The organism is Paenibacillus sp. FSL W7-1279 (assembly GCF_037969845.1).
Classification (GTDB): Bacteria; Bacillota; Bacilli; order Paenibacillales; family Paenibacillaceae; genus Paenibacillus_AQ.
Map to the genome: position 1 here is coordinate 3118277 of NZ_CP150215.1, position 22593 is coordinate 3140869.

The following is a 22593-nucleotide window of genomic DNA, read 5'->3' on the forward strand; positions in this document are numbered from 1 at the left end:
GCATGGGTTCTGAAAAATAGCTTCCCTTTTTATTCATTTAGGTTTTTAATGTTTATATGGGTTCGAAACAGGTTTATTTAAGTTCGTTTTTTATTTTCATTATGTTGGGAAGCAGCTTTATCATCGGATTGGGAAAGGAGAACAAATGAACGATTATAAAGAGAGAATGAACCGGATTGTTCGGAACGTTGCGGAACAAGCATGGGGGCAGCCTCTATTACCCAGCGGATTGTGGTTCCATGGGGATGTGCGTGATAACTTCTACTATGCCTCTTATCTGTTTGCGGCTTCGCTAGACCTTGAGATTGATCCGAAGTTTAATCGGCAGGAGGGTAAACGGCTGGCAGAGGAGGTTCTGGGTCGTGTGCTGCGATTGCAGAACAAGGACGCGAAGAGTCCGATGTACGGTCATTGGCCGCTGAACCTGGGACCGAAGCCGGAAGAGGCGAGTCCACATGCGCTGCCGGTTGAATTAATGGGGAGCTTGATGGTTTTTTTCCATCGCAAGTTTGAAACTGAGATGAGCGAGAGCTTGGCGGCTGGGTTTGAGGCTGGACTGGAACATATCTACCACGGAGGATTTTTTCGCAAGCCGCTCACCGTGTGCAATCATCATGAGGCTAAATATACGGCAGCCAAGCTAATATTCGGCCATCGGTTCAATGATAAGGAACTTCTGGAGGACGGAAAACAAAGTCTTCGGGATACCCTGTGCTTGCTCCGGCGGGAAGGCATGGCAGAATATGGCTGCTTGCCGTGGTTCTGGCATTGGACACAGGCGTTCACCTGCGCGTTGGAACTAATGGAGGAACCGGAATTAAAGCGGGAGCTTCATGAACTTCTGGATGAGCTGTGGAGCCTGCGCACGTCCTATTATTTGAAAGGGGCGTGGGTAGGAGCCCACTCCAGAGGATGGCCGCATGATGCACCGAGGGATGCCAATGTGCTTCACGATTATGTCCAGTTCGGTGATTTTAGCCTTCCGGAGGAGATGCCGCGCACGGAGTACGCCGGATTTCTATTCCACGAAGCTCCGGAAGCTGATCGTCGTCTAGCCCTGGATCGAAGCGAAGCGACCGAAGTGCGCAAGGATCTGATGAAATCGGTTGACGGCGAGATGCTGCAGCTGCACTCCTACGCTTATGTGACGGAACATTTTGCGGCGGGCGGATTGTGGGAGCGGGTTCGTGAGTTCGACAACGAGCAGCTGCGCTGGATGTTCAGCCTGCCTGTCCGCACTGGCGGCAAGGCAAATCAGCTGTATTTTTTTCACCCGGGAGAGGGATATGATCCCTCAGGAAACGATCCCCGCCACCAGAGTGAGTGGATGGAGGTGCTGTACCACAAAAATGTGGTGCTTGCGCTGTATCCGCTGCCTGAACCAGCAGGTGATGGTGGCGATGAAGTTGTCGGCGTTCTACCGGAAGGAGAATGGCTGTATGAGGCGGAAGCTTTGTACGGCAAGGTTGATGAGGTTTATTTTGCCATACATTTGAGCCCCGGGACCGCTTATAACATTAGGGAGCAGTCCGGATATCATCTGGCCGTCTGCCATGGCCCTCGAATGGCTCTCACCGTAGAAGCGGTGACCGTTCGGGAAGCGGAGAACAGAGGGATGGGACAACTGGCGGCGTTCGCACGGCAAATGTCCGGGCACAGGCCGGAATTCAAGACTGACGGCGGATTTGAGGTTGCGTATAAAGGATGGATGACCGAGGATCGAATGCATCTGAAGGTTATGGCTTCAGGCAGCTCCGCGAGAACGATAAACGGAGCGGAATATACGTTTGAATCATATTCTGTGTAGTTATCGAATAGAAAAGAGGAGTTAAGATGAAGAAATTGCAGTTGATTCAAAAAATAGCAGAAGAAGGCGTGGTCGCGGTCCTGCGCGGCGAAACGCCGGAGCAGGTTGTGGAGATGGCCGAACAGGCGATTGCCGGCGGCATTAAAGTGATCGAGGTGACGATGACCGTACCGTTTGCGCTCCGGGCCATTGAAACGTTGTCGCGCAAATATTCCTGGAACGCCGAAGACCCTTCATCCTATGCCATCATCGGGGTAGGTACAGTGCTAGATCCGGAAACAGCGCGTGCTGCGATATTGAGCGGCGCCGAGTTTGTTGTTGGGCCGTGCCTGAGCAGGGAAACCGTCGTGCTGTGCAACCGCTATCGGATTCCGGTCATGCCGGGCGTGATGACGATCAAGGAAATCCAGGAAGCACTGGAACTGGGGGCGGACATTGTCAAGCTGTTCCCTGGCAATCTGTACGATCCGTCGATGATCAAGGCGATCAAAGGCCCGCTGCCGCAGGCGAATATCATGCCGACCGGTGGTGTCTCGCTTGATAATCTTGGCGAATGGATCAAGGCGGGGGCTATAGCCGTCGGTATTGGATCGGATCTGACAAGCGAAGCTTTGAAGCGGCAGGATTACAGCTTGATCGCCCATAAAGCAGCCGAATACAAGAAAGCGTATCTGCAGGCTAAAGGGCTGACACAGTAACTATACTTTGGAACTGGTAGGAAAATTAAATCAGATAACGCCTGTTGTTGACTCCCTGAGTCTTCAAGAGGCGTTTTATTTTGAACGAATTCACTTCAAGGACCTGTCTCAAAAAGTATATAATATCCAACTGCGGGAACAGTAGAGGAAAAGATAAATGAAGGTAATTGAATTCCTTGTAAGGCAAAGCTGACCATGAGGGAAAAACGAGGAGTCGTTTACATGACGGAGAACACCACACGCAATCATGTTTCACAAGAAATATTGCCGGTTTCCATCGCGCAATTTATCGAAAATATGAAGAGTCGATTCGGGCAGAGCGGAGATATCATATACAGAGAGTTAATTGTGGGGGCTATCCCTACGGTGATGGTTTACATTGAAGGGATGGGAGATCCTCATCTTTTAATAGAAGCAATTCATAAGGATTTACCGCTATTCATTGAATTCCCCTATCAAACCCCGGAAGAACGTATGAGAATGCTGAAGGAACTGACGATAACGATGGGGAAAGTGGGGGAAGCCCGAACCTATCAAGAGGTTGAAAAGAAACTGTTGTCCGGGAATACGATCGTCTTCATGGATGGAACATCCACCTCGCTCTATGTGGGTACTGAAACACTGAAGCAGCGCGCAGTTGAAGACGCGACTTCTCAATCCGTGGTAAGAGGTCCGAGGGAAGGTTTTACTGAATCCCTCCGCGAGAATACGGCCTTAGTCCGGCGGAGAATTCAGAGCCCTAAGCTGCGCATTGAAGAAAGAACTGTAGGCGAGCACACCAATACGCAATTGGCCGTGATGTACATGGACGGTTTATGTGATGTCGATGTACTCAATGAGCTGCGCAGAAGACTGAATGCAATCAAGCTGGACAGCGTCCTGGAGAGCAATTATATCGAAGAGATGATACAGGACCATCGATACAGTCCTTTTCCGACGGTATATAATTCAGAGCGGCCCGATGTTATTGCTTCTGCAGTACTGGAAGGGCGAGTTGCTATTTTTGTGGAAGGTACGCCGTTTGTATTGGTGGTTCCGGCACTGTTCGTACAACTGTTTCAATCGAGCGAGGACTATTACCAACGCTGGGATTTTGCCAGCTTGGTTCGACTACTTCGATACTTATGCTTCGGAATAGCGCTTCTTACCCCCTCATTATATATTGCGATCACTACGTTTCATCAGGAAATGCTTCCGACCAACTTGCTGACAAGTTTGATCGGTCAACGCGAAGGGGTGCCATTCCCCGCATTTATTGAGGCGTTGATTATGGAAATCACGTTTGAAATTTTGCGCGAGGCCGGGATTCGATTGCCTAAATCGATCGGCCAATCCGTTTCCATCGTTGGCACTTTGGTTATTGGACAGGCCGCCGTCGAAGCGGGTCTTGTATCGGCCGCGATGGTGATCGTTGTATCCATGACGGCGATTGCCAATTTTGCCCTTCCGGCTTTTAATATTGGGATCTCGGTCCGGATATTGAGATTTGGGCTAATGGGAATAGCAGCGTCATTCGGATTGTATGGAATGATAATCGGAATGATTATGATTGGCCTCCACCTGTGCAGTCTGCAGTCCATGGGGGTTCCTTATATGTCTTCTTTTGCACCTATACGCTGGCGGAGCCAGAAGGATGCATTGTTGCGATTGTCACGCCACAGTATGAAGAAATACTTGTCCAAATCCAAGACATGAGCCGTCTTTTTACGTCATGACTCGAATTCTTTATTTTAGACAGATGGGACTGGTTATGGATGTGGGAAAGAAAAGTACTTACAGTCCTGCTTATAGTCAATTTAGCCATAACGCCTGGATGCTGGAGCAAAAAAGAACTGAATGAGCTTGCCGTCGTCATGGCACTTGGAATCGATACCCACGAGAATGGGTACGCCGTTTCAGCTCAAGTGCTCAATTCCAGTGAGACGGGGTCCAAAAAAGGCGGATCCATGGGGAGTCTTCCGGTCGTAACCTACAAGTCAGTGGGTAAAACCATCCCCGATGCCCTTCAGCGCATGCTGAGCATGGCACCTCGGATGCCGTATCTGTCCCATGTCCGGGTGTTGGTATTTGGGGAAGATTTGGCCCGGCTAGGGGTCAGCGACGTGCTCGATTATATCTCCCGGAACCATCAGCTTCGAACGGATTTCTTCATGCTCGTTGCCAAAAACGGGAAAGCCTCTGACATCCTGGAGGTCGTTACGCCATTCGAGTATGTTCCGGCAAATTCGCTCTATTCCTCGATTCTGATATCGCAGAAAAAATGGGCAGCGACGGGTAAAGTTACATTGCAGCAGTTTGTGACGGAGTTAAAGCGAAGCGGCTCAGACCCTGTATTATCCGGAGTCCAGTTAAACGGCAGTTTAGCAGAAGCACAGTCTCTGGAGAATGTGAAGCAAATCAGTCCTTCAACGCTGCTTCAACATACGGGATTAGGCGTGTTTAAAGAGGACCGGTTAGTGGGATGGCTGGGGGAACCGCCTAGCAAGGCCGTCAATTATGTCTTGAATAGAGTCGACAACACGGCGGGATATATTTCATGTCCGGACGGAGGCATCGTCGGGTTTGGGGTGAACCGGGCAGACACATCGCTTGATGTTACGCTCAATTCGAAGGGGATCCCTGAATTTTCAGCCGAATTGGAGATCGAAGCGGATGTGAACGCCGTTCAATGTCCGATTGATATCAGTCGACCTGCCGTCATCGACGAATTAGAGAAGGATATCGAAGATAAATATAACACCAATATCTCGAAGCATATCGGGCTGGTGCAGCAGCGTTATGGATCCGATGTTTTTGGATTCGGTGAGGTCCTGCACCGAAAATATCCGGATGTTTGGAAAAAATACCGGGATCATTGGGGAGAAAGCTTTAAAACGATGAATATCCGCGTGGATGCAGATGTAGCGATCCGGCGGATCGGATCCATCATACAACCCATAAACCAAAAGGTGGATGAGCCGTGAATTGGCATTGGTTATTCATATTGTTCCTGTCCATCGTGCTCGTTACGGAAACCCGGCAACTGCTGAAGCTTCGCTCCCTCAGGGACTTGGTTGTGTTCTATGCGGTATGGGGAGTGACCTTGCTGGCCTTGATCGGGGATATGATGGAGGTACCTTATTTAAGGCCGCTGGACTGGATCGGCGTCTTAATGCAACCGCTGAACAGGTTGATCTCATAACGAAGAAGGGTATGGTTGTACGTGATTAAATACAAAGATATCGCCGCACGGCAATTTTTTATACTGGCCTTTGGCTTGACCATCGGAACCTCGATCCTGGTGACCCCCACCGGATTAGCGCATACCGCACGGGAAGATGCGTGGATGGCTTCCCTCTTCAGTATCCTCATTAATCTCCTTATGGTTGTGCTGTACTTAGCCATCGCGCGTGTCTATCCTGGCCAAACGATCTTTGAGATCCATGAGAAGGTTTTGGGGAAGCTGCTGGGAAAGATTCTCTCGCTGCTCTACCTTTTTTATTTTTTGATTCTTACGGGCACATTGCTTGGCAACTTGGGTTTTTTCCTGAGCAGCGAGATGATGCCGGAGACGCCGATCGAGGCTATCCAAATCTTATTCTTGATAGCGGCCGTCATGTGCGCCAGGATGGGCATCATTCTTTTGGCCCGTGTCAGTGAATTGATGTTTCCGTGGATTGTATTTCTGTTCTTGGTCCTTGTCCTCTCGCTGATTCCCCAGATCGATTGGAACCATATCAAGCCTATGCTTGAGGAGGGCTGGATGCCAGTTGCCAAGGCCGGATTCCATTCCTCCATGTTTCAGGAACTGATTGTGCTGATGACCTTTTTGCCCCTGGTTAAGGGGGAGAGGAAAGCGGGGAAGGCATTGATGTGGGGAGCCGCTGCAGGCGGGATCGTGCTCGGCATTACCGTCCTGCTCAGCGTGCTGGTTTTGGGCATTGAGCAGACGGAGAATAGCACGTTTCCGGCATTTGCACTTGCGAAGACGATCAACTTAGGAAACTTTTTCCAACGTGTGGAAGGCATATTGATTACACTTTGGATCCTGACTTTTTTTATCAAGATCTCTCTCTTGTATCTTTCGATTCTTCAAGGCATGAAGACCGTGTTCGGACTAAAGGAACAAAATCCGTTAATCTATCCATTGTCCGTGCTGTTTGTGATCGTGGCCTGGAATACATACATCAACACCATCTATGTTGCCGATATCATTCAGAACGTGTGGTCAAGCTATGCGCTCCTCCATTTGCTGGTGATTCCCATCGGACTCTATCTGATTGGCTTAACCAGAACAAAAATCATCAAGCTGAAGTGAATTCCATTCTGCATTAGAACAAAGCCCGATAACTCGGGCATTTTTTGTGCCGGCTGCATCAAACTACAATGGTCATATTTTTCGTAAAAAAGCTTGAAAGTGACGTAGCGTCATCCTGTATAGTGAAGTTATCGAGACTTTAGGAAAGCAGGTGATGAAGTTGATTCCCATTCAAGATTTATCCAAGCAGACGGGGATTACGGTAAGAACGCTGCGCTATTATGACCAGATTGGCCTGCTGATTCCTGCCGCCAAAACACCGGGCAAGCATCGTATATACAGTGAAGAGGAATTAAAGAAGCTGCAGCAAATCCAGTTTCTGAAGAGGCTGGGCTTTAGTTTGCAAGAAATATCGGATATGATTTCCAACCCGGAATGGAACTGGTCCACCAGCCTGATAAATCAGTTGGACATTGTAATGAACGAACAAAAAAAGCTGAACCAGATGGAATCGGCGCTGCGAGCCGTGCTTCACAGCATTGCGATGGAAGGTGAGACAAGCTGGGACGTCATTCAGAAATTGATTCACCTCTCCGGAAGAGACCCATCGTTAAAGCACTCGATAAGGCAGCAGATGTTTGAGAAGCGCGAAGTAGAGTTGTTAAGTCTACTCCCTAATATGAACAGCACGGATCCCGACTCTCTCGAGTGGATCGCTCTGTTGGGGCAGCTCAAAAGGCGGATGCAGGACGGTCCCGATTCACCGGATGTGCAGCGAATTGTCCGACGGATGGATGAGAAACGACTTGAGGTATTTGAAGATGAAGATCCCTTCATCGATAAGCTGTGGGAGATCCGTAAATCGCCGGCGCAGTCCGAGCAGATGGGATTATATCCCATCGAGGATGCCCTTCTTCAGTTCATGGAACAGGCATTCGAAATTTATGTATTACGCAAGGACAAAGAACAAGCAGAAGAGGGGGAGATATCTTGACGTTGGAACTGCTGCTCTCCATTGGAGCCTTATCCCTCTTGGACATGCTGAGTCCAGCTACGCTTGGCGTAACAGTGTATTTGCTCTTGACCGAACGGGACCGGTTAATTCCCCGTTTATTCATTTATTTATTTACAGTGGGAGGCTTCTACTTCCTGGTAGGCGCTGCGCTTATGCTGGGTTTGGATGCCGTTTTGCAATCCGTAACCGGCATTTTTCAAAATCGAACGGTAAGCTGGATCATGACCGTTGTCGGCGGTGTCCTGTTTGTCGCCAGTTTCTTGATCCCCACGAAAAAAACATCCGAGCCGCGCCGTCCAAGATCCAAAAGCTTCGGAGCCATGATCGGACTTGGATTCACGACGTCCCTGCTGGAGGTAGCAACAGCCCTTCCGTACTTTGCGGCTATCGGGCTGATGACTACAGCTCAGTTAACAACGGTTCAATGGATGCCCATCCTGGCTGCATACAATATCGTGATGGTGCTGCCTCCAATCCTACTGCTTGGATTACACCTCGTATTCGGCCGCATGATGCAGCGTCCGCTCGAGAAGCTGCGCCTGAAAATCGCGCAGAGCTCCGGATCGATTCTGTCATGGGTATTGTGTATTGCCGGGCTGATTCTGGTGCTGAACAGCATAGATAACTTGTAACGATATCCAATTATGAATTAAGAGTCTGCTTCCAATGATTTATGAACAGCTCTACTTGCATGTATGGAGGTTGTATCAAAGAGTGGAACATTGGAATCCTCGGGTTTTACTAATAATCCGATCTCCGTACATCCTAGAATAATTCCTTCGGCACCATCTTGAATCAGCCGTTCAATAACTTCTTTATAGTGGGCTTTTGAATCCGATTGGATGTTACCGAGACATAATTCCTCGTATATCACTTTATTTACGATCTCACGATCTTGTTCATTGGGGATGAGCACTTGAATACCACTAGATTCTATTCGTTGCTTATAAAAATTCTGCTCCATGGTATATTTGGTTCCAAGCAAGCCTACTGTACGAATCCCATGTTCATGGATTTGATTTGCCGTAGCATCGGCAATGTGCAGCACAGGAATTCTTATTCTTTCTTCTATATAATCTAGTACCATGTGCATCGTGTTGGAGCATATCACAATAAAATCGGCGCCGCCCTTTTCTAATGAAAGTGCAACTTCACCTAATGTTTCACCGGCTTTTTTCCAATTCCCCTCGGATTGATAGCGTTCAATCTCTTCGAAGTTCACGCTGTACATAAGGCATTTGGCCGAGTGGAGGCCACCCAATTGGCTTCTCACCTGCTCATTTATCATTCTGTAGTATTCAATGGAGGATTCCCAGCTCATTCCCCCGATTAGTCCAATTGTCTTCATAGATAAGCTCCTTTACAGTCCGAAGTAAACTTATTATAGAGTGTTTCATACATGCAAAACAAATGCTATCTCTGTATCCGTTACAAGGTATTCATAACCGAGGTAATGCACTGAAGAGATGATTGAATTTGTTCTCTTAAGGGAATGATATCGGGCACCTTTGAGCCTGCTATGTATTCATCGTATTCTCGTTATGATATATTAATCGCATGGTTCATCGACTGACCGATACCTAATTGTAGCGGTTTGTTACAGATGTGCTTGTCCTTGCATTACAGCCTGAGACATTGAGGGGGTTATCCATGAGCATGCGGATTTTAGAACGGATAAGAGAAGAGACGGCAGCCCAGCATGAACGAATCGAACAGAATCCATACGCCAAAGCTGCCTTCGATCAGACCTTGAACATAGATCAATATCGGTCTTATTTAGCGAAATTTTACGGATTTATTAAACCGGCCGAAGAGCAACTGATGGCAGAGGGTGCCGTGAACCATCTTGGTTTGGATCTGGAAATCCGAACGAAATCGAACCTATTGGAAGAAGATCTTATTCATCTAGGAATGACTCCTGATGAGATTGCACAATTGCCACTGTGCAGCCGATTGCCAGAGCTGAGCAGCCAAGCACGAATATTGGGATATCTGTATGTTATTGAGGGATCCACACTTGGTGGCCAAGTCATTACGAAACAATTGATGAAGTTCTTGCCGCTGAGTCCGGAGTCGGGTCTACGTTATTTCTATGCATATGGTCAAGAGACCAAGCCAAGATGGATCGAAATCCGGGAAGCGCTGCTCAATGCCGCGGAGGATCCTGATGAGATTATAGATTCGGCTAAAGAAACTTTTCGTTTGCTGGATGCTTGGATCAGAGAATAGGCATATTAGGAAACCATAGAGACACCTTGATGAAAAACCGCGTTCTGCGGTTTTTTTGCATTGAAGCGAAACAAGCATTACACGCATACCAATCTTGCTATAGCCATAGGCTATAACTAGATATAGCTTATATGAGTTACACTATACCGATCAATACATGATATCTTTCTTGTAACAATTTGTATAGGAGTGTTACATAGATGGCAAAAAGCAGTGTACTGGGATATCCGCGTATTGGCGCTGATCGGGAATGGAAGAAAGCCTTGGAAGCATTCTGGGCAGGCAAGCTGGAAGAATCGGAGTTTCACGGGCAGCTGCAGGAGATTCGGTTGAATCATTTACGGAAGCAGCAGGAGAGCGGGATCGATCTTATTGCGGTTAATGATTTTAGTTATTATGATCATGTTCTGGATACGGCGACGATGTTTGGCATCGTACCGAAACGCTTCTCTTATGAGGGCGGCGTTGTGCCATTGTCTGTATATTATGGCATTGCACGCGGAACGAAGGATGCTACGGCAAGTGAAATGACCAAGTGGTTTAATACCAATTATCACTATATCGTGCCTGAATTGGATGGGGCTGCACCGGTACTGACGGAAAACAGACCCCTTGCAGCCTATCGGGAGGCCAAGGAGAAACTTGGAATAGAAGGCAAGCCGGTTATTGTCGGACCGCTCACCTTCCTGAAGTTGTCCAAAGGGTATCAGTCGTCGGAAACGGATGCTTGGCTGGAAAAATTGTTACCGCTCTACGTACAAATTCTTCAGGAGCTTGCCCAAGAAGGCGTTCAATGGGTACAGATCGATGAGCCGATACTCGTTACAAAATTAAGCGATGCCGATCTTAAGCGGTTAACCCGCGTCTATGAAACGTTTGCGGCTTCGGCACCGGGATTGAACATCATGCTGCAAACCTATTTTGAATCCGTTGAAAACTATCAGGATATTATCCAGCTTCCGGTTAGCGGCATCGGTCTTGACCTGGTGCACGGATACCAAGGCAATATGCAAGCCATTAAACAGTCAGGGTTTCCTGCGAATAAGGTGTTGGGCGCCGGCATAATCGACGGACGGGGTATTTGGAAGGCGTCTCTTCGCGAGAAGCTGTCGCAATTGGAAGAGCTGACGAAATACGTAGCCCCTGAACGCCTGATCGTTCAATCTTCGTGCAGCTTGCTGCATGTTCCGGTGACGGTGAGCAGCGAAACGAAATTGCAGCCAGAATTGAAAGGAGCGCTCGCCTTTGCAGACGAGAAGCTGAGTGAACTGGTTCTTTTGACAAAAGCAATCTCCACAGGAGCAGCCCGAATCACTAAGGAACTGGAAGCATGCGATGCTGCGCTTCAGGCGCTGAAACAATCCGGAGAGCGGAATCGCCATGACATTCAGCAGGCAGTTGCTGAGATTAGTTCACAGAATCCGGTTCGCAGTCTGCCGTTTGCGGAGCGTCATGTCGCTCAACAGAACAAATGGCAGCTGCCGATTTTTCCGACCACGACAATCGGCAGCTTCCCGCAATCAGCCGAGGTGCGCAAGGCACGTCAGGCGTGGCGTAAGGGAGAGTGGAGCCATGAGCAGTATGAGCGCTTCATTCAAGAGCAAATCGATGTTTGGATCAAGCTGCAGGAAGAGATTGGCCTTGATGTGCTTGTGCATGGGGAGTTCGAAAGAACGGATATGGTTGAATTCTTCGGAGAGAAGCTTGGAGGTTTTGCCTTCACTCAGTTTGGATGGGTTCAGTCCTACGGCTCACGCTGCGTAAAACCGCCTGTGATCTTCGGGGATGTGGCATTCGAAAAACCGATGACGGTGGAGGAAACGAAATATGCACAATCGAAGACGGACCGGCCCGTGAAAGGGATGCTAACCGGCCCGATTACGATTATGAACTGGTCGTTCGTTCGCGAAGATATCTCGCGGGAACAAATTGCCTATCAACTGGCTTATGCCCTAAGACAGGAAGTAGAGGCGCTGGAGCAGGCGGGCATCGGGATGATTCAGGTGGATGAACCAGCGGTGCGCGAAGGGTTGCCGCTTAAGGAGGAAGATCAAGCGGAGTATCTCGCTTGGGCTGTTAAAGCCTTCCGCATGACCACATGCACGGTTCAGCCGACTACGCAAATTCATACGCATATGTGTTACTGCGAATTCCATGACATGATCGATTCGATCGAGGCGATGGATGCCGATGTCATCTCGATTGAAACTTCGCGCAGTCATGGCGAGCTGATTCATAGCTTCGAGGTCAATACGTACAGATTAGGGATCGGACTAGGCGTGTATGATATCCACAGTCCGCGGGTACCTCGAGTGGAAGAGATGACAAGCATGATCGAGCGTGCACTGCGGGTCCTGGATCCGAAGCTGTTCTGGATCAATCCGGACTGTGGCCTCAAAACACGCGGTAAGGAAGAAACGGTTGCATCCCTTCGTAACATGGTTCAAGCCACGGAGATCGCTCGCTCGTCCTATTCGCTGAACGTGTAACCGTCAATATGGCCAGGTGGGCCGATTAATGAATCGTAAAGTTAAGATAGAAGCAAGCTGCATTGGCAGCCTGCTTCTTTTTTTTACTAATCAATGCAGCTATTTGAAAGATTTGCTTCTAGAACAGGATCCGAGGGACGTCTATATGTCTATGAAACTCCTGTCATTAGCATAGAGTAACGTTGGACACAAGTTGTTGACATCTTGGTAAAATCGTTGTCACATCCGGCGATTATATTCTTCTTATGGAATCGTATCTAGCACGATCACCAAGAAGGAGGAACCATGATCTATCACAAGAAAAGAAAGAAACTTACCAGAGTCTTTTATATTCTATTTATTGCAATCCTGCTTATCGTCGGCTTCAAATTGGCATGGCACGTCGGTTCATCAACGGTAGAGTTGATGCCGGCATCATCTGCTAGAGTTGCAGATAACTATAAGTCGCTTCCTGCCGTGCCCAATCATCAAGAAATATTTCGGATCGTCATCGATCCAGGCCACGGGGGAAAGGATCCTGGAGCTACAGGAGTCAGCGGCGCATATGAGAAGGCGTTCAATCTGTCCCTTGCCGGACGGGTTGCTGCCCTTCTTGAGGAGGATCCTATGTTTGAGCCTCTCTTGACACGAACGGATGACCAATTCATAGAATTGGAGGAGCGGGGAGCGATCGCGAATGATGGGAATGCGGATGCCTTCATCTCCATCCATGGCAACACCTATACGGATCCTATGGTATCAGGAACAGAAACCTTATACCGAAACCAGGACAGCATTCCATTGGCCCAAGCTGTTCAAACGCATTTGGTGCAGGGAATTGGACTCCGTGATCGCGGCGTAAAGGAAGAACAACTAAAAGTGCTAGGTACACCCAAGATGCCCGCAGTGCTTGTTGAAGTTGGATATCTTACCAATGCGGAGGATGAGGATTTCCTGCTGAGCGATGAAGGACAAGACCTTGCCGCGCTGGCAATAGTCGATGGACTCAGATCATATTTTTTGGAATCGCAGGAGCTCTCGCTTGAACACCAAGAAACGGATGATTTAGATGAAAAAAGATCGCCCGATACCACTCAAAGCGGAATTCGGTCCATGGAGAAGAAGGTGTATTTTAATGGTTCAGCGAAAGACGGCAAACAGGTTGCTTTAACGTTTGATGATGGCCCGGATGCCATAGTAACACCCAAGATTCTGGATATTTTAAAGGAAAACGAGATTAAAGCTACCTTTTTCTTGCTGGGAGATCGGGCTGAGGCTCATCCTGAGATTGCCCGGCGAATTGTTGAGGAAGGCCATGCCATAGGGAATCATTCCTGGTCACATCCCAACTTCAAGGAGTTATCCATGGACGAAGCGATGAAGCAGGTCATGGATACACAGGAGGAACTGAACGACATCATTGGTTATCGACCATCCTTATTCAGGCCGCCGTATGGCGCATTGGATAAGGACATGGAGCAAGCCATCCAGAATAAGGATCTAGCCATTGTAAACTGGTCTGTAGATACGATGGATTGGTCAGGTGTGCCTGCTCAGGAGATCATGAGGATCATCCACAATCAGTTGAAGCCTGGAGGCATCATTCTGCAGCATTCCGCAAACGGCCAGAACCATCTTGCCAACACTATTGAGGCACTTACACTGTTAATACCTGATTTGAAGAATCAAGGATATTCTTTTGTCACCGTACCGGATCTGCTGCATTTGCCTGAATCACAGACATAATATGCTTGTAGGTGATCAGGTTATCATAACTGTGGGGATATGCTAAAATCGAATCATCAAATAGCTTGTGAATTAGGAATGGAGACTTCATGAAAAAAACAAAAATTCTCATTATCGAAGATGAGGAGCCGATCGCCGATCTGCTGGCCTATGGCCTCGCGATGGAGGGTTTTGAAACCCGTACCGCGGCCAGCGGTGCCGCAGGCTTTAGGGAGCTTGCGGCATTTCATCCCGATCTGCTCCTTCTGGATTGGATGCTGCCCGACCAAAGCGGGCTCGATATATGCAAAAAAGTAACAACGGACTATAACATCCCCATATTCATGATTACGGCAAAATCCGACATCACGGATAAAGTGCTTGGGCTAGAATTTGGTGCCGATGACTACATTACGAAGCCCTTCGATCTGAGGGAGGTGGTCGCCCGAATTCGCACGATCCTCCGACGGCTGGATCAGGCGAACCAAGGGGATAGGGGAGGAATGCCGGAAGCCGTGATCCGCTTTAGGGATATCGAAATCGTAATGGAAGAGCGACTGGTCAAGAAAGACGGAAGACCGGTTGATCTTACGCCGAAGGAATTCGACCTGCTCATGACCATGTACGGTCACCGGGGGAAGATTTATACCCGCTCGGAACTGCTGGATTTAGTCTGGGGATATGATTTCATGGGGGATACGCGGACGGTGGATACGCATATTCAGAGGCTCCGCAAAAAACTGGATGCCGGCGATATGATCACAACCGTATTCGGCATCGGCTATAAATTCGAGAAGCAGGCGGAATAAGAGATGATCCGGACCATCAGAGCCAAGTTTATTGTTGGTTTTTTTGTGATATTCAGTCTGTCGTTCCTCGTACTCAATCAAACTGTCAAGGAGATCATTCGGACAAGCAATCAGAAGATCGTAACTTCCGATCTGGTTGGACTTAAAAACAACAGCAATGTATATGTAAGGCAAGCTTTCCTTATCAATCATTTTACGAACAATAAGCTTTATTTCGGGCAGATGGCCGAGGAAATGGTGAATGATTTGAAGCATGCTACCTCTAGCCATGTCAGCGCATACACCGTCGACGGCAAGTTATTGTTCTCATCGGACGAGAGAAGATTCTCGGGACCCTCGGATGCGGATCTTCGCCAAGCGATCGAGGGAAAGACGGCCTATACCATCACCTATGGTCGAAACAGCGGAACCGTTCTCTATTCATATCCGGTTATCATCGATGGAGTCAAGGTGGGCATATTGAGGTTTACCAAGGATTTTACCCTGCTCTACGAACAAAGCGGCCGGATCATGGACATTATTTTCTACATTGCGCTTGCCATCTTCGGGGCAGCGTTCCTGTTCTCGTACCTGCTGTCCAGGAATATCACCATACCGCTAGTGAAGCTTACCCGCGCTTCCACTGAAGTAAAGAACGGGAACCTGGATGTTCGAATCCGATTCCGGCGAAGAGATGAAATTGGCAAACTGGCTCTGAATTTCAATGACATGATCGACCGGATCGGCAGCCAGATATCCACGATTGAGCGTGACCGGGATCGCTTGAAGGAGCTAAATGCGCAGGAGAAACGTTTTTTTGACAATGTGACCCATGAACTCAAAACGCCGCTCACCTCCATTCTGGGTTATGCCGAGCTCATTCGGGAGAAAGGGGATGACGATCGGGAGTTCTTCGATAAGGGCATGAATCACATCGTTGAAGAGAGTCGACGTCTGCATGGCATGGTGCTAAGGCTGTTGGAAGTATCACAGCACAATGCTGGAGAAGAGGATGTAGAGCTTGTGGATTCGGGAAAAATTCTGCGCGATGTAGTTGACTCCATGTCGTTCCGGGCCAAGCGCTATAAAAAGAGCATCGTTTGCGAAGCAGAGGAAGGTTCCTTCGTGCTTGGCCAGCCTGATCGGCTGCGCCAGCTCTTCATCAATCTTCTGGATAATGCCATCAAATATAGTGCCGCCCAATCGGAAATTACCGTCAAGGCTGAGCGTGTGGACGGAAGCGTTCGTTATACCTTCGATAATCCCGGAGAGCCCATACCGGAACACGAGATCGCAAACGTCTTCCAGCCGTTCTACTCGGTGAGCCAGAAGCAGAAGGAAGAGGGCAGTGTGGGTCTGGGCCTCAGTATCGTTAAATCCATCGTCGATGATCACGGCGGAACCATCCGTATCGTCAGCGAGAAGTTTCATACTGTCGTCTATGTTGAAATTCCTTATGAAAAGGCGGGGGCTGTCCATTGAGATATCGATATAAACGTTTTGAATTATGCTATGCACTTGCCTTGATTTTACTGACCGGCTGTGCAAGCGGACTGCAATCAGAGACCGTCATTATCCCCAGCGCGGAATCGGATCAAGCCGTGGACGAGGGAAGCCGGCCTTTCCAAGTGAAGACGATTTATCGAATGCCAGAATCCAAGGATGCAGTTGAATTGCTCGGCTGGTCATCATCCAAGTCGGTGGTCGGTCTTTTTTATGAAACCGAAGCAGTAGACGCGGCGAAATTGAGCTTGCAGCGTTTTTCATCCCCATACGAGCGAGTTGACCATTCATTAGAGATTGAAATGAATAAGATTTCCTATCAATTGTCCCCCAATGGAAAATATGTTTCGGGAATTGCCAAGACGGAGGAGGGCGTTTTTCTGCAATTGATAGCATATCCGGGCGGGGAGGTGGAAAGCCTCGAAGCTACGACAGATGCCAATCAGGAGCTATGGTTTGAGGAACCGACTTGGTCCGGCAACAGTCGATTTGTAAGCTATATGGTGATGGAATCAAACAAAAGGCAGTCCAGCATCGGGATTTTTGATACGGAATCGGAATCGGCACGTGTTTATCGGCTGAAGGGTCTTGAAACGGAAGCCCTTCCTTTCAAGGTGATCGTCTCGGATGACGGGAAGATGGCGCTCATCGTTCTGGACGAATACGGTCACGGTCGTCGAATTGCTATGGGTGCCGTCAACGGCAATGCGATTGATGTTCAGTATGAGCATGATATCGGCACAGACCAAGCCGCATGGTTGAACGATGATCAATTCGTATTCTTAGGAACGGAGGGAACCTTGTACGTATATGACCGCAGAAATCATGAGCTGTCCATTCTGCTGGAGAAGGTGGATAGCTATGAGTTCTCGAAGGATCGCAAATATGTCGCCTATTCCCAGAACGGGGAGAATACAATTTATGCAGGTAAGCTTCAAGGGAAGAATATACTGAGCGCAGAACCCATCTATCATGGGGTCATACCTTCTAAGATGTATTGGAGTCCGGACCATCGCCGGCTTCTCGTGAACGGCCGCAAAAATTATGCCAAAGAGCAGGGGCCGGTTGCGATCGGACCGACAGAACATCAGCCATTTATAATCGAATTCAAGTAAAGGTTGAGGTATCTTTGACCACCTATTTATTCTTCGCTCTGCGGCAGATTGAACGATAGGCGTTCGATTTGCCGCTTTTTCTCTTTAAGGATGAGTAGGGAATCGTGCAAACCCCCGTTTTTTGTTATGATTATTACTAAACTTTGAATAGAAGAGGAACAAGACATGCAGTTAAATGAACACAACTTGATCAAGATGCAAAGCATCATCAAGGAACACCAATTTGAGCATGCAGCTGACTATTTAATCGAATCTACGCGCCAAGGCATACGGTTATCCAAAAAGGGAGTGGAGAACTATGCCAGGCCGTGCCATTCACGGATTGGCGGAGATCCGGATCTTCCCGAAGAAATTGAATGGCCACTGACTTCGGATGGAACACCGATGACGTTTTTGGCACAGCTGCAGTTGAGGGATGTGGCAGCTCATGATGCCACCGCTTCGTTCTGACAGAGGATCAGACGGCGGCTGCGGTTCGACGCCGGGCTCCTGAGGAAACCACGTTAGAAGAGTTCACCGGCTACCGTATTGAAGCCAGAGCTACGCTTGAGCCTCCTAATTACGCATATGTGGATGACGAAATCGTCGAGGATGAGGAGCACGATTTTGAATCTTATGAGGACCTGTGTCATCAATTGACTGGACTAGAATTTGACGACATTGCAACGATCTTTGGCTATCCCTCTACCCAGCACGGAGATTGTGAGCATGAGGCAGCTTTAATGCTGCTAACCGGATCCGAGTACAATTACTCCATGGAGGCGGCTGTGCAGCAGATCACCGATCATTGCGGCGGCAACGCGGCGCAAGCCCAGCAGGAAATTCGGGATACACTGCTGCTGCTGGCGATCGATTCGGACGACGATGTAGGATTTTGCTGGTGGGATGCGGGTGAACTGCAATTTTACATACGAAAAGAGGACTTGCTGGCCGGAAATTTCGAGCGCACGTATTGTTCGCTATACTCAAGCTGAATATTGGGATCATTATGTACTTGGAGGAGGTATGAACCATGAAGGAGAAGGTCACTAAAGCATATGATAAGCTGGCCGGAGACTACGAGCGGCATGTGGATTCGCAGAGCGGACATAATGCGTATTACGAAAGGCCGGCCATGATCCATTTGTTACCGGCAAACATGGAGCAAATGGCCGTTCTCGATGCTGGTTGTGCCGCGGGGTGGTATACAGAGCAATTTCTTAAACGAAGGGCCCGGGTCACAGCGGTTGATCTGAGTCCGGCGATGGTAGAAGCCTGTAAGAGGCGAGTCGGCAATGAAGCGACGGTATTCGCATGCGACATAACCGAGGATCTGCCCTTTGAAGATGAGGCTTTTGATCTTATCGTAAGTTCATTGACGCTTCACTACATCGAGGATTGGGCGCCGACCTTTCGCGAATTTCAGCGCGTGCTGAAACCTGGCGGCAGTTTGATTTACTCCGTTCATCATCCCTTTATGGATGTTAAACATTTTGATCGCCAAGATTACTTTGCCCGTGAGTTATTGACGGAGGTTTGGAACAAACCGGAGTCCGGACCCGTCGAAGTCTCCTTTTATAGAAGACCGATTCAGGAAATCATCAACGTAACTTCCTCACGGTTTCGAATCGATCAGCTCATCGAGCCGCAGCCCAGTTTAGCGGATAAAGACAACCCGGAAGCTAAGGAATGGATGGCCAAATGGTATGATCGCCTGATGATGAACCCTCATTTTTTGATAGTGAAAGCACTAAAATCATAACTTCGTTCGAATACATACATATTCAAAAGGGGAGCCGCGTCCATCGCGGTTCTTTTTGTGCTCGAAGTACGTGACGGGAGCGGATATGATTTTCCTCCAGCCCATACAAGATTTAAAGGATATCGATGGGGGAGGATGATCGCCATCCGACGGTCTGCACATGAAAGATGGATGATACAGCCTATGTGTATCATAGCGATTGGTTGTATAATAGAAGCAATGCAATGCATTACATCACATCCAAGGGGAGAAAATTACATGCAATGGAATGAAATTACGACAATAGAAGAATGGAATGCGATTCTGGAAAAATCCTCCGAGCGCGGCCAAGTTATTTTGAAGCATAGCACGACATGCCCGGTTAGCTCCAATGCTCTTTCGGAGTTTGAATCTTACTTGAATAAGACGCCAAACGGCGATGTGGATTACACGCTGGTTAAAGTCATTGAGTCCCGGCCGGTTTCCAATAAAATTGCCGAGGATTTGAACGTAAAGCATGAATCGCCGCAAATTATCTATGTGAAGGACCAAGCGAAATATTGGACGGCCTCACACTGGGCGGTTACGTCTGCGCATATCACCGCGGTTCTGGACTGAACATAATCCTTTGTCGCGCTTGAAAGATGGTGTAATAGATGAAAAAACTGGAAGAACTAAGATCGATAGAGGCCATCGAGCGGTTTATTCAAGATCACACCTTCAGTTTTGTATATGTATCCAGACAAGATTGCAGCGTATGCCACGCGATCTTACCCAAACTTAGAGAGTTGTTGGAGCAGTTCCCTCGCATCTCATTGGGACATATCCAAGGCGAAGCCGTCGGTGAAATCGCCTCGAGATATTTGATATTTACCGCACCGGTACTCCTCTTATTCGTAGAGGGAAAAGAGCATCTGAGAGAGGATCGTTTTGTACAGTTTGGCGCGTTAGAAAAGAAATTAAAAAACTTGATGGAGCTCTTTAGCTAGTTGTCAGGGAAAAAGCAATGAACCAAAAGGCGATATTCCTACGTCACAAGACTTAAGGAATGTCGTCTTTTTGCGTTTCAAAACAAGCTGAGAAACGGAACTTTAAGGCAATAACCGTCATAAAAAATTCAAGCAATTGTCGAAAACCAGGACTAATTTGCATTCAAATATTACTAAAGTATTAAAAATATAAGGGGGAATGCCGATTTATTAATAGTACAAAAGATGTAATGTTTATGGAATCATAACGTGAATATGGATCTATTGAACTGGAATTTCACATAACAAGAGCTTTATGTGAAATGAACCTATGTCAGAAGAATGATGGAGGGGGAAAGCGGTTCATTCAAGATGAACATTTTTGAAAAATGTAATGTATTCATGAAAATTCCGGAAATATTCAATGTTTCCAGGAAAGTAGGTGATGCGACAGGTTCGCGAAAGAATTCCCTATTTTAAATGGAAGATACATAAGAGATATCAAAGGAGAGACACCAAGTGAGTGAGCCAAAATCGTTATCAAAAGGAATGCGTTTTAAAAATCTGAGCATTGTTACAAAAAACATGATGTGGACGAGCCTCTATATCATTATTACCGGGGCCATCGTGATTGGCGCAAGCTTTTATATCCAGGACAACGTGCTGACGAAGCAGCTGCAGTCCGATTCGGGGAAAATTATGGATACCTTGGTTAAGTCGGTATCGGTGGAAGATGCTCAAGCGGTGAAAGGCGCAACCGATCGCAATGCGGATATCCAAAAAAAACTTACCAAGACGTTTAATGATCTATCCTTAACGCATCCCAATATTGCACAGGGCTATATTTTTGGACCGGAGCTCGAGGGTGGCAACCAGACCTCGATTATTGCCATGCCGACGGCAGTGCTCGATATGTTTGCCGAAGAAGACTTGAATCTGGGCGACTTATACGAACAGCCGGATATCCACGCCGATGCCGTAAGAGAGATGCTGAAAACGAAAAAAATCGTCTACACCAAAGCCTATACAGACAATTATGGTACCTGGATCACCGTGCTGCATCCTTTCCAGGATGCCAGCGGGGAGATTTTTGCTTACATGGGAATCGACGTGGATGCAAGCTTAATCGCTTCCGGGAAACAGGAATTGATCACCAATACGGTTTTTGCGCTGCTGATTACCTTGCTGATCGTATTAGCATTGCAATACTTCACGATTAGACGGACATTCGCACCGATTCAAGCATTAATGGGGGCGCTGGACAAGCTGAGCAAAGGTGACTTCACCGTCCAATTAAAAGCTGGCGAAGATGAGCTGGGCCAGGTCAATGCCAAGTTCAATACAACCGTCAATCATATTAATGAACTTGTCACAACGATCAAAACGGTATCGGAGCAGTCTGCAGAGCAGTCTAAATTCCTCTTCTCCGCTGTGGAAGTCAATAATAACAAATCTTCAGCTATTACTAGAAATATGGAGGAAATGTCGGAACGCGTTGCTCTGCAGAGCACTTCCATTACCGAAAGCGTGGTTTCGCTTGAGGAAATCTCATCCGGCGTATCAACGATTGCCGGCAATACATCAGATCTTTCCGAGATATCCGTACAGATGAAGGAGCAATCGGAACGTGGTAACCACAATGTGGAGCAGGTTATCGAGCAGATGAATTCCATCGATCATTCGGTCAAAAACTCGGTGCATATCATCGAGAAGCTGCAGAACCGTTCACATGAGATTGGTCAGATCGTGCAGGTTATTACCGAAATTGCTTCTCAGACGAATCTGTTATCACTCAATGCCGGAATCGAGGCGGCAAGAGCCGGCGAAGAGGGCCGCGGGTTTGCTGTCGTCGCCAGTGAAGTGAAGAAACTTTCGGAGGAATCCAGAAAATCGGCGGACCAAATCATTGAATTGGTTCGATACATTCAGGATGAAACGGCATCTGCGGTAGAAGCCATCAGCGAAGGTGAACACAACGTCGCTAAGGGAATTGAAGTTGTCAAAGAAACGGGAGAGCTGTTTAAAGGCATGCTGGTGGCAACCGATACGGTGACGAGTCAAATTCAAGAGGTGTCTGCAGCTACGCAGCAAATGGTTGCCGAGACCGAACAGATTACCGCAGCGATTAAACAATTGGCAGAGCTTGCAGAGAGAAACTCGTCCGTATCGGGTGAGATCCGGATCAGTGCCCAGGAACAGCAGGCTTCCTTCACCAAAATTTTTGAATCTGCAGAACAGATCAACCAGGTTTCCGCTGAGCTGGAGGCGCTTGTAAACAAATTGCGTGTGTAGTGTGTAGTACTGCGAGAACAAAAACAGT

At 48.0% G+C, this 22593-nt stretch carries 21 protein-coding genes; 20 read left to right on the forward strand and 1 reads right to left on the reverse strand.

The features are described 5' to 3' along the window. Window positions 1–145 precede the first annotated feature (145 nt). The 8 genes from MKY82_RS13935 to MKY82_RS13970 all read left to right on the forward strand — a co-directional run bounded on the left by MKY82_RS13935 (window position 146) and on the right by MKY82_RS13970 (window position 8389). Window positions 146–1807 (forward strand): hypothetical protein, encoded by a 1662-nt coding sequence (locus MKY82_RS13935; protein ID WP_339296332.1) that lies wholly within the window; start codon window positions 146–148, stop codon window positions 1805–1807. 26 nt (window positions 1808–1833) lie between these two features. Further along, the gene (locus MKY82_RS13940; protein ID WP_194542311.1) at window positions 1834–2505 is read left to right on the forward strand and encodes a bifunctional 2-keto-4-hydroxyglutarate aldolase/2-keto-3-deoxy-6-phosphogluconate aldolase; all 672 of its coding nucleotides are present in this window, start codon (window positions 1834–1836) and stop codon (window positions 2503–2505) included. Window positions 2506–2727: 222 nt separating this feature from the next. Beyond that, window positions 2728–4200: a spore germination protein gene (locus MKY82_RS13945; RefSeq protein ID WP_339296333.1), complete on the forward strand. Its 1473-nt coding sequence runs from the start codon at window positions 2728–2730 to the stop codon at window positions 4198–4200. 59 nt (window positions 4201–4259) lie between these two features. Next, window positions 4260–5468 carry a Ger(x)C family spore germination protein gene (locus tag MKY82_RS13950; RefSeq protein WP_194542313.1) on the forward strand — a complete coding sequence of 403 codons (1209 nt, stop codon included), beginning with the start codon at window positions 4260–4262 and terminating at the stop codon, window positions 5466–5468. Continuing rightward, on the forward strand, window positions 5465–5686 hold the full coding sequence (locus MKY82_RS13955; RefSeq protein ID WP_194542314.1) for a hypothetical protein: 222 nt from the start codon (window positions 5465–5467) through the stop codon (window positions 5684–5686). The genes MKY82_RS13950 and MKY82_RS13955 overlap by 4 nt, the downstream gene beginning before the upstream one ends. Window positions 5687–5707: 21 nt before the next feature. Then, the gene (locus MKY82_RS13960) at window positions 5708–6802 is read left to right on the forward strand and encodes an endospore germination permease (protein ID WP_194542315.1); all 1095 of its coding nucleotides are present in this window, start codon (window positions 5708–5710) and stop codon (window positions 6800–6802) included. Window positions 6803–6956: 154 nt separating this feature from the next. Then, the gene (locus MKY82_RS13965) at window positions 6957–7736 is read left to right on the forward strand and encodes a MerR family transcriptional regulator (protein ID WP_339296334.1); all 780 of its coding nucleotides are present in this window, start codon (window positions 6957–6959) and stop codon (window positions 7734–7736) included. Further along, on the forward strand, window positions 7733–8389 hold the full coding sequence (locus MKY82_RS13970) for a GAP family protein (protein ID WP_339296335.1): 657 nt from the start codon (window positions 7733–7735) through the stop codon (window positions 8387–8389). Before MKY82_RS13965 ends, MKY82_RS13970 begins: the two co-directional genes overlap by 4 nt. A gap of 17 nt (window positions 8390–8406) precedes the next feature. Here MKY82_RS13970 and MKY82_RS13975 read toward each other — a convergent pair whose 3' ends face one another. Continuing rightward, a complete protein-coding gene (locus MKY82_RS13975; protein WP_339296336.1) occupies window positions 8407–9105 on the reverse strand; it encodes an aspartate/glutamate racemase family protein in 699 nt (232 codons plus the stop codon). A 302-nt stretch (window positions 9106–9407) separates the two neighbouring features. On the opposite strand from MKY82_RS13975, the gene MKY82_RS13980 reads away from it, so the two are divergent. From MKY82_RS13980 to MKY82_RS14035, 12 genes are all read left to right on the forward strand, one after another. Then, window positions 9408–9986: a biliverdin-producing heme oxygenase gene (locus tag MKY82_RS13980; RefSeq protein WP_339296337.1), complete on the forward strand. Its 579-nt coding sequence runs from the start codon at window positions 9408–9410 to the stop codon at window positions 9984–9986. A 200-nt stretch (window positions 9987–10186) separates the two neighbouring features. Next, window positions 10187–12475 carry a 5-methyltetrahydropteroyltriglutamate--homocysteine S-methyltransferase gene (metE, locus tag MKY82_RS13985; RefSeq protein WP_339223576.1) on the forward strand — a complete coding sequence of 763 codons (2289 nt, stop codon included), beginning with the start codon at window positions 10187–10189 and terminating at the stop codon, window positions 12473–12475. Between the two features lie 285 nt (window positions 12476–12760). Beyond that, window positions 12761–14200, forward strand: a complete 1440-nt coding sequence (locus MKY82_RS13990; RefSeq protein WP_339296338.1) for an N-acetylmuramoyl-L-alanine amidase — start codon at window positions 12761–12763, stop codon at window positions 14198–14200. Between the two features lie 89 nt (window positions 14201–14289). Beyond that, entirely contained in the window at window positions 14290–14988 is a 699-nt protein-coding gene (locus MKY82_RS13995) for a response regulator transcription factor (protein WP_339296339.1), read from the forward strand. Window positions 14989–14991: 3 nt separating this feature from the next. Beyond that, window positions 14992–16449 (forward strand): HAMP domain-containing sensor histidine kinase, encoded by a 1458-nt coding sequence (locus MKY82_RS14000; protein WP_339296340.1) that lies wholly within the window; start codon window positions 14992–14994, stop codon window positions 16447–16449. Next, window positions 16446–17585, forward strand: coding sequence for a WD40 repeat domain-containing protein (locus MKY82_RS14005; RefSeq protein WP_339296341.1), 1140 nt, complete (start codon window positions 16446–16448; stop codon window positions 17583–17585). Before MKY82_RS14000 ends, MKY82_RS14005 begins: the two co-directional genes overlap by 4 nt. Window positions 17586–17750: 165 nt before the next feature. Continuing rightward, entirely contained in the window at window positions 17751–18035 is a 285-nt protein-coding gene (locus MKY82_RS14010) for a DUF1963 domain-containing protein (RefSeq protein ID WP_339296342.1), read from the forward strand. A 119-nt stretch (window positions 18036–18154) separates the two neighbouring features. Continuing rightward, window positions 18155–18559 carry a DUF1963 domain-containing protein gene (locus tag MKY82_RS14015; protein WP_339296343.1) on the forward strand — a complete coding sequence of 135 codons (405 nt, stop codon included), beginning with the start codon at window positions 18155–18157 and terminating at the stop codon, window positions 18557–18559. Window positions 18560–18597: 38 nt separating this feature from the next. Next, window positions 18598–19326: a class I SAM-dependent methyltransferase gene (locus MKY82_RS14020; protein WP_339296344.1), complete on the forward strand. Its 729-nt coding sequence runs from the start codon at window positions 18598–18600 to the stop codon at window positions 19324–19326. Window positions 19327–19584: 258 nt separating this feature from the next. Next, window positions 19585–19923 carry a bacillithiol system redox-active protein YtxJ gene (ytxJ, locus tag MKY82_RS14025; protein ID WP_194542326.1) on the forward strand — a complete coding sequence of 113 codons (339 nt, stop codon included), beginning with the start codon at window positions 19585–19587 and terminating at the stop codon, window positions 19921–19923. Window positions 19924–19961: 38 nt separating this feature from the next. Continuing rightward, window positions 19962–20294 carry a thioredoxin family protein gene (locus MKY82_RS14030; protein WP_339296345.1) on the forward strand — a complete coding sequence of 111 codons (333 nt, stop codon included), beginning with the start codon at window positions 19962–19964 and terminating at the stop codon, window positions 20292–20294. Between the two features lie 498 nt (window positions 20295–20792). Beyond that, window positions 20793–22565: a HAMP domain-containing methyl-accepting chemotaxis protein gene (locus tag MKY82_RS14035; RefSeq protein ID WP_339296346.1), complete on the forward strand. Its 1773-nt coding sequence runs from the start codon at window positions 20793–20795 to the stop codon at window positions 22563–22565. Window positions 22566–22593 lie beyond the last annotated feature (28 nt).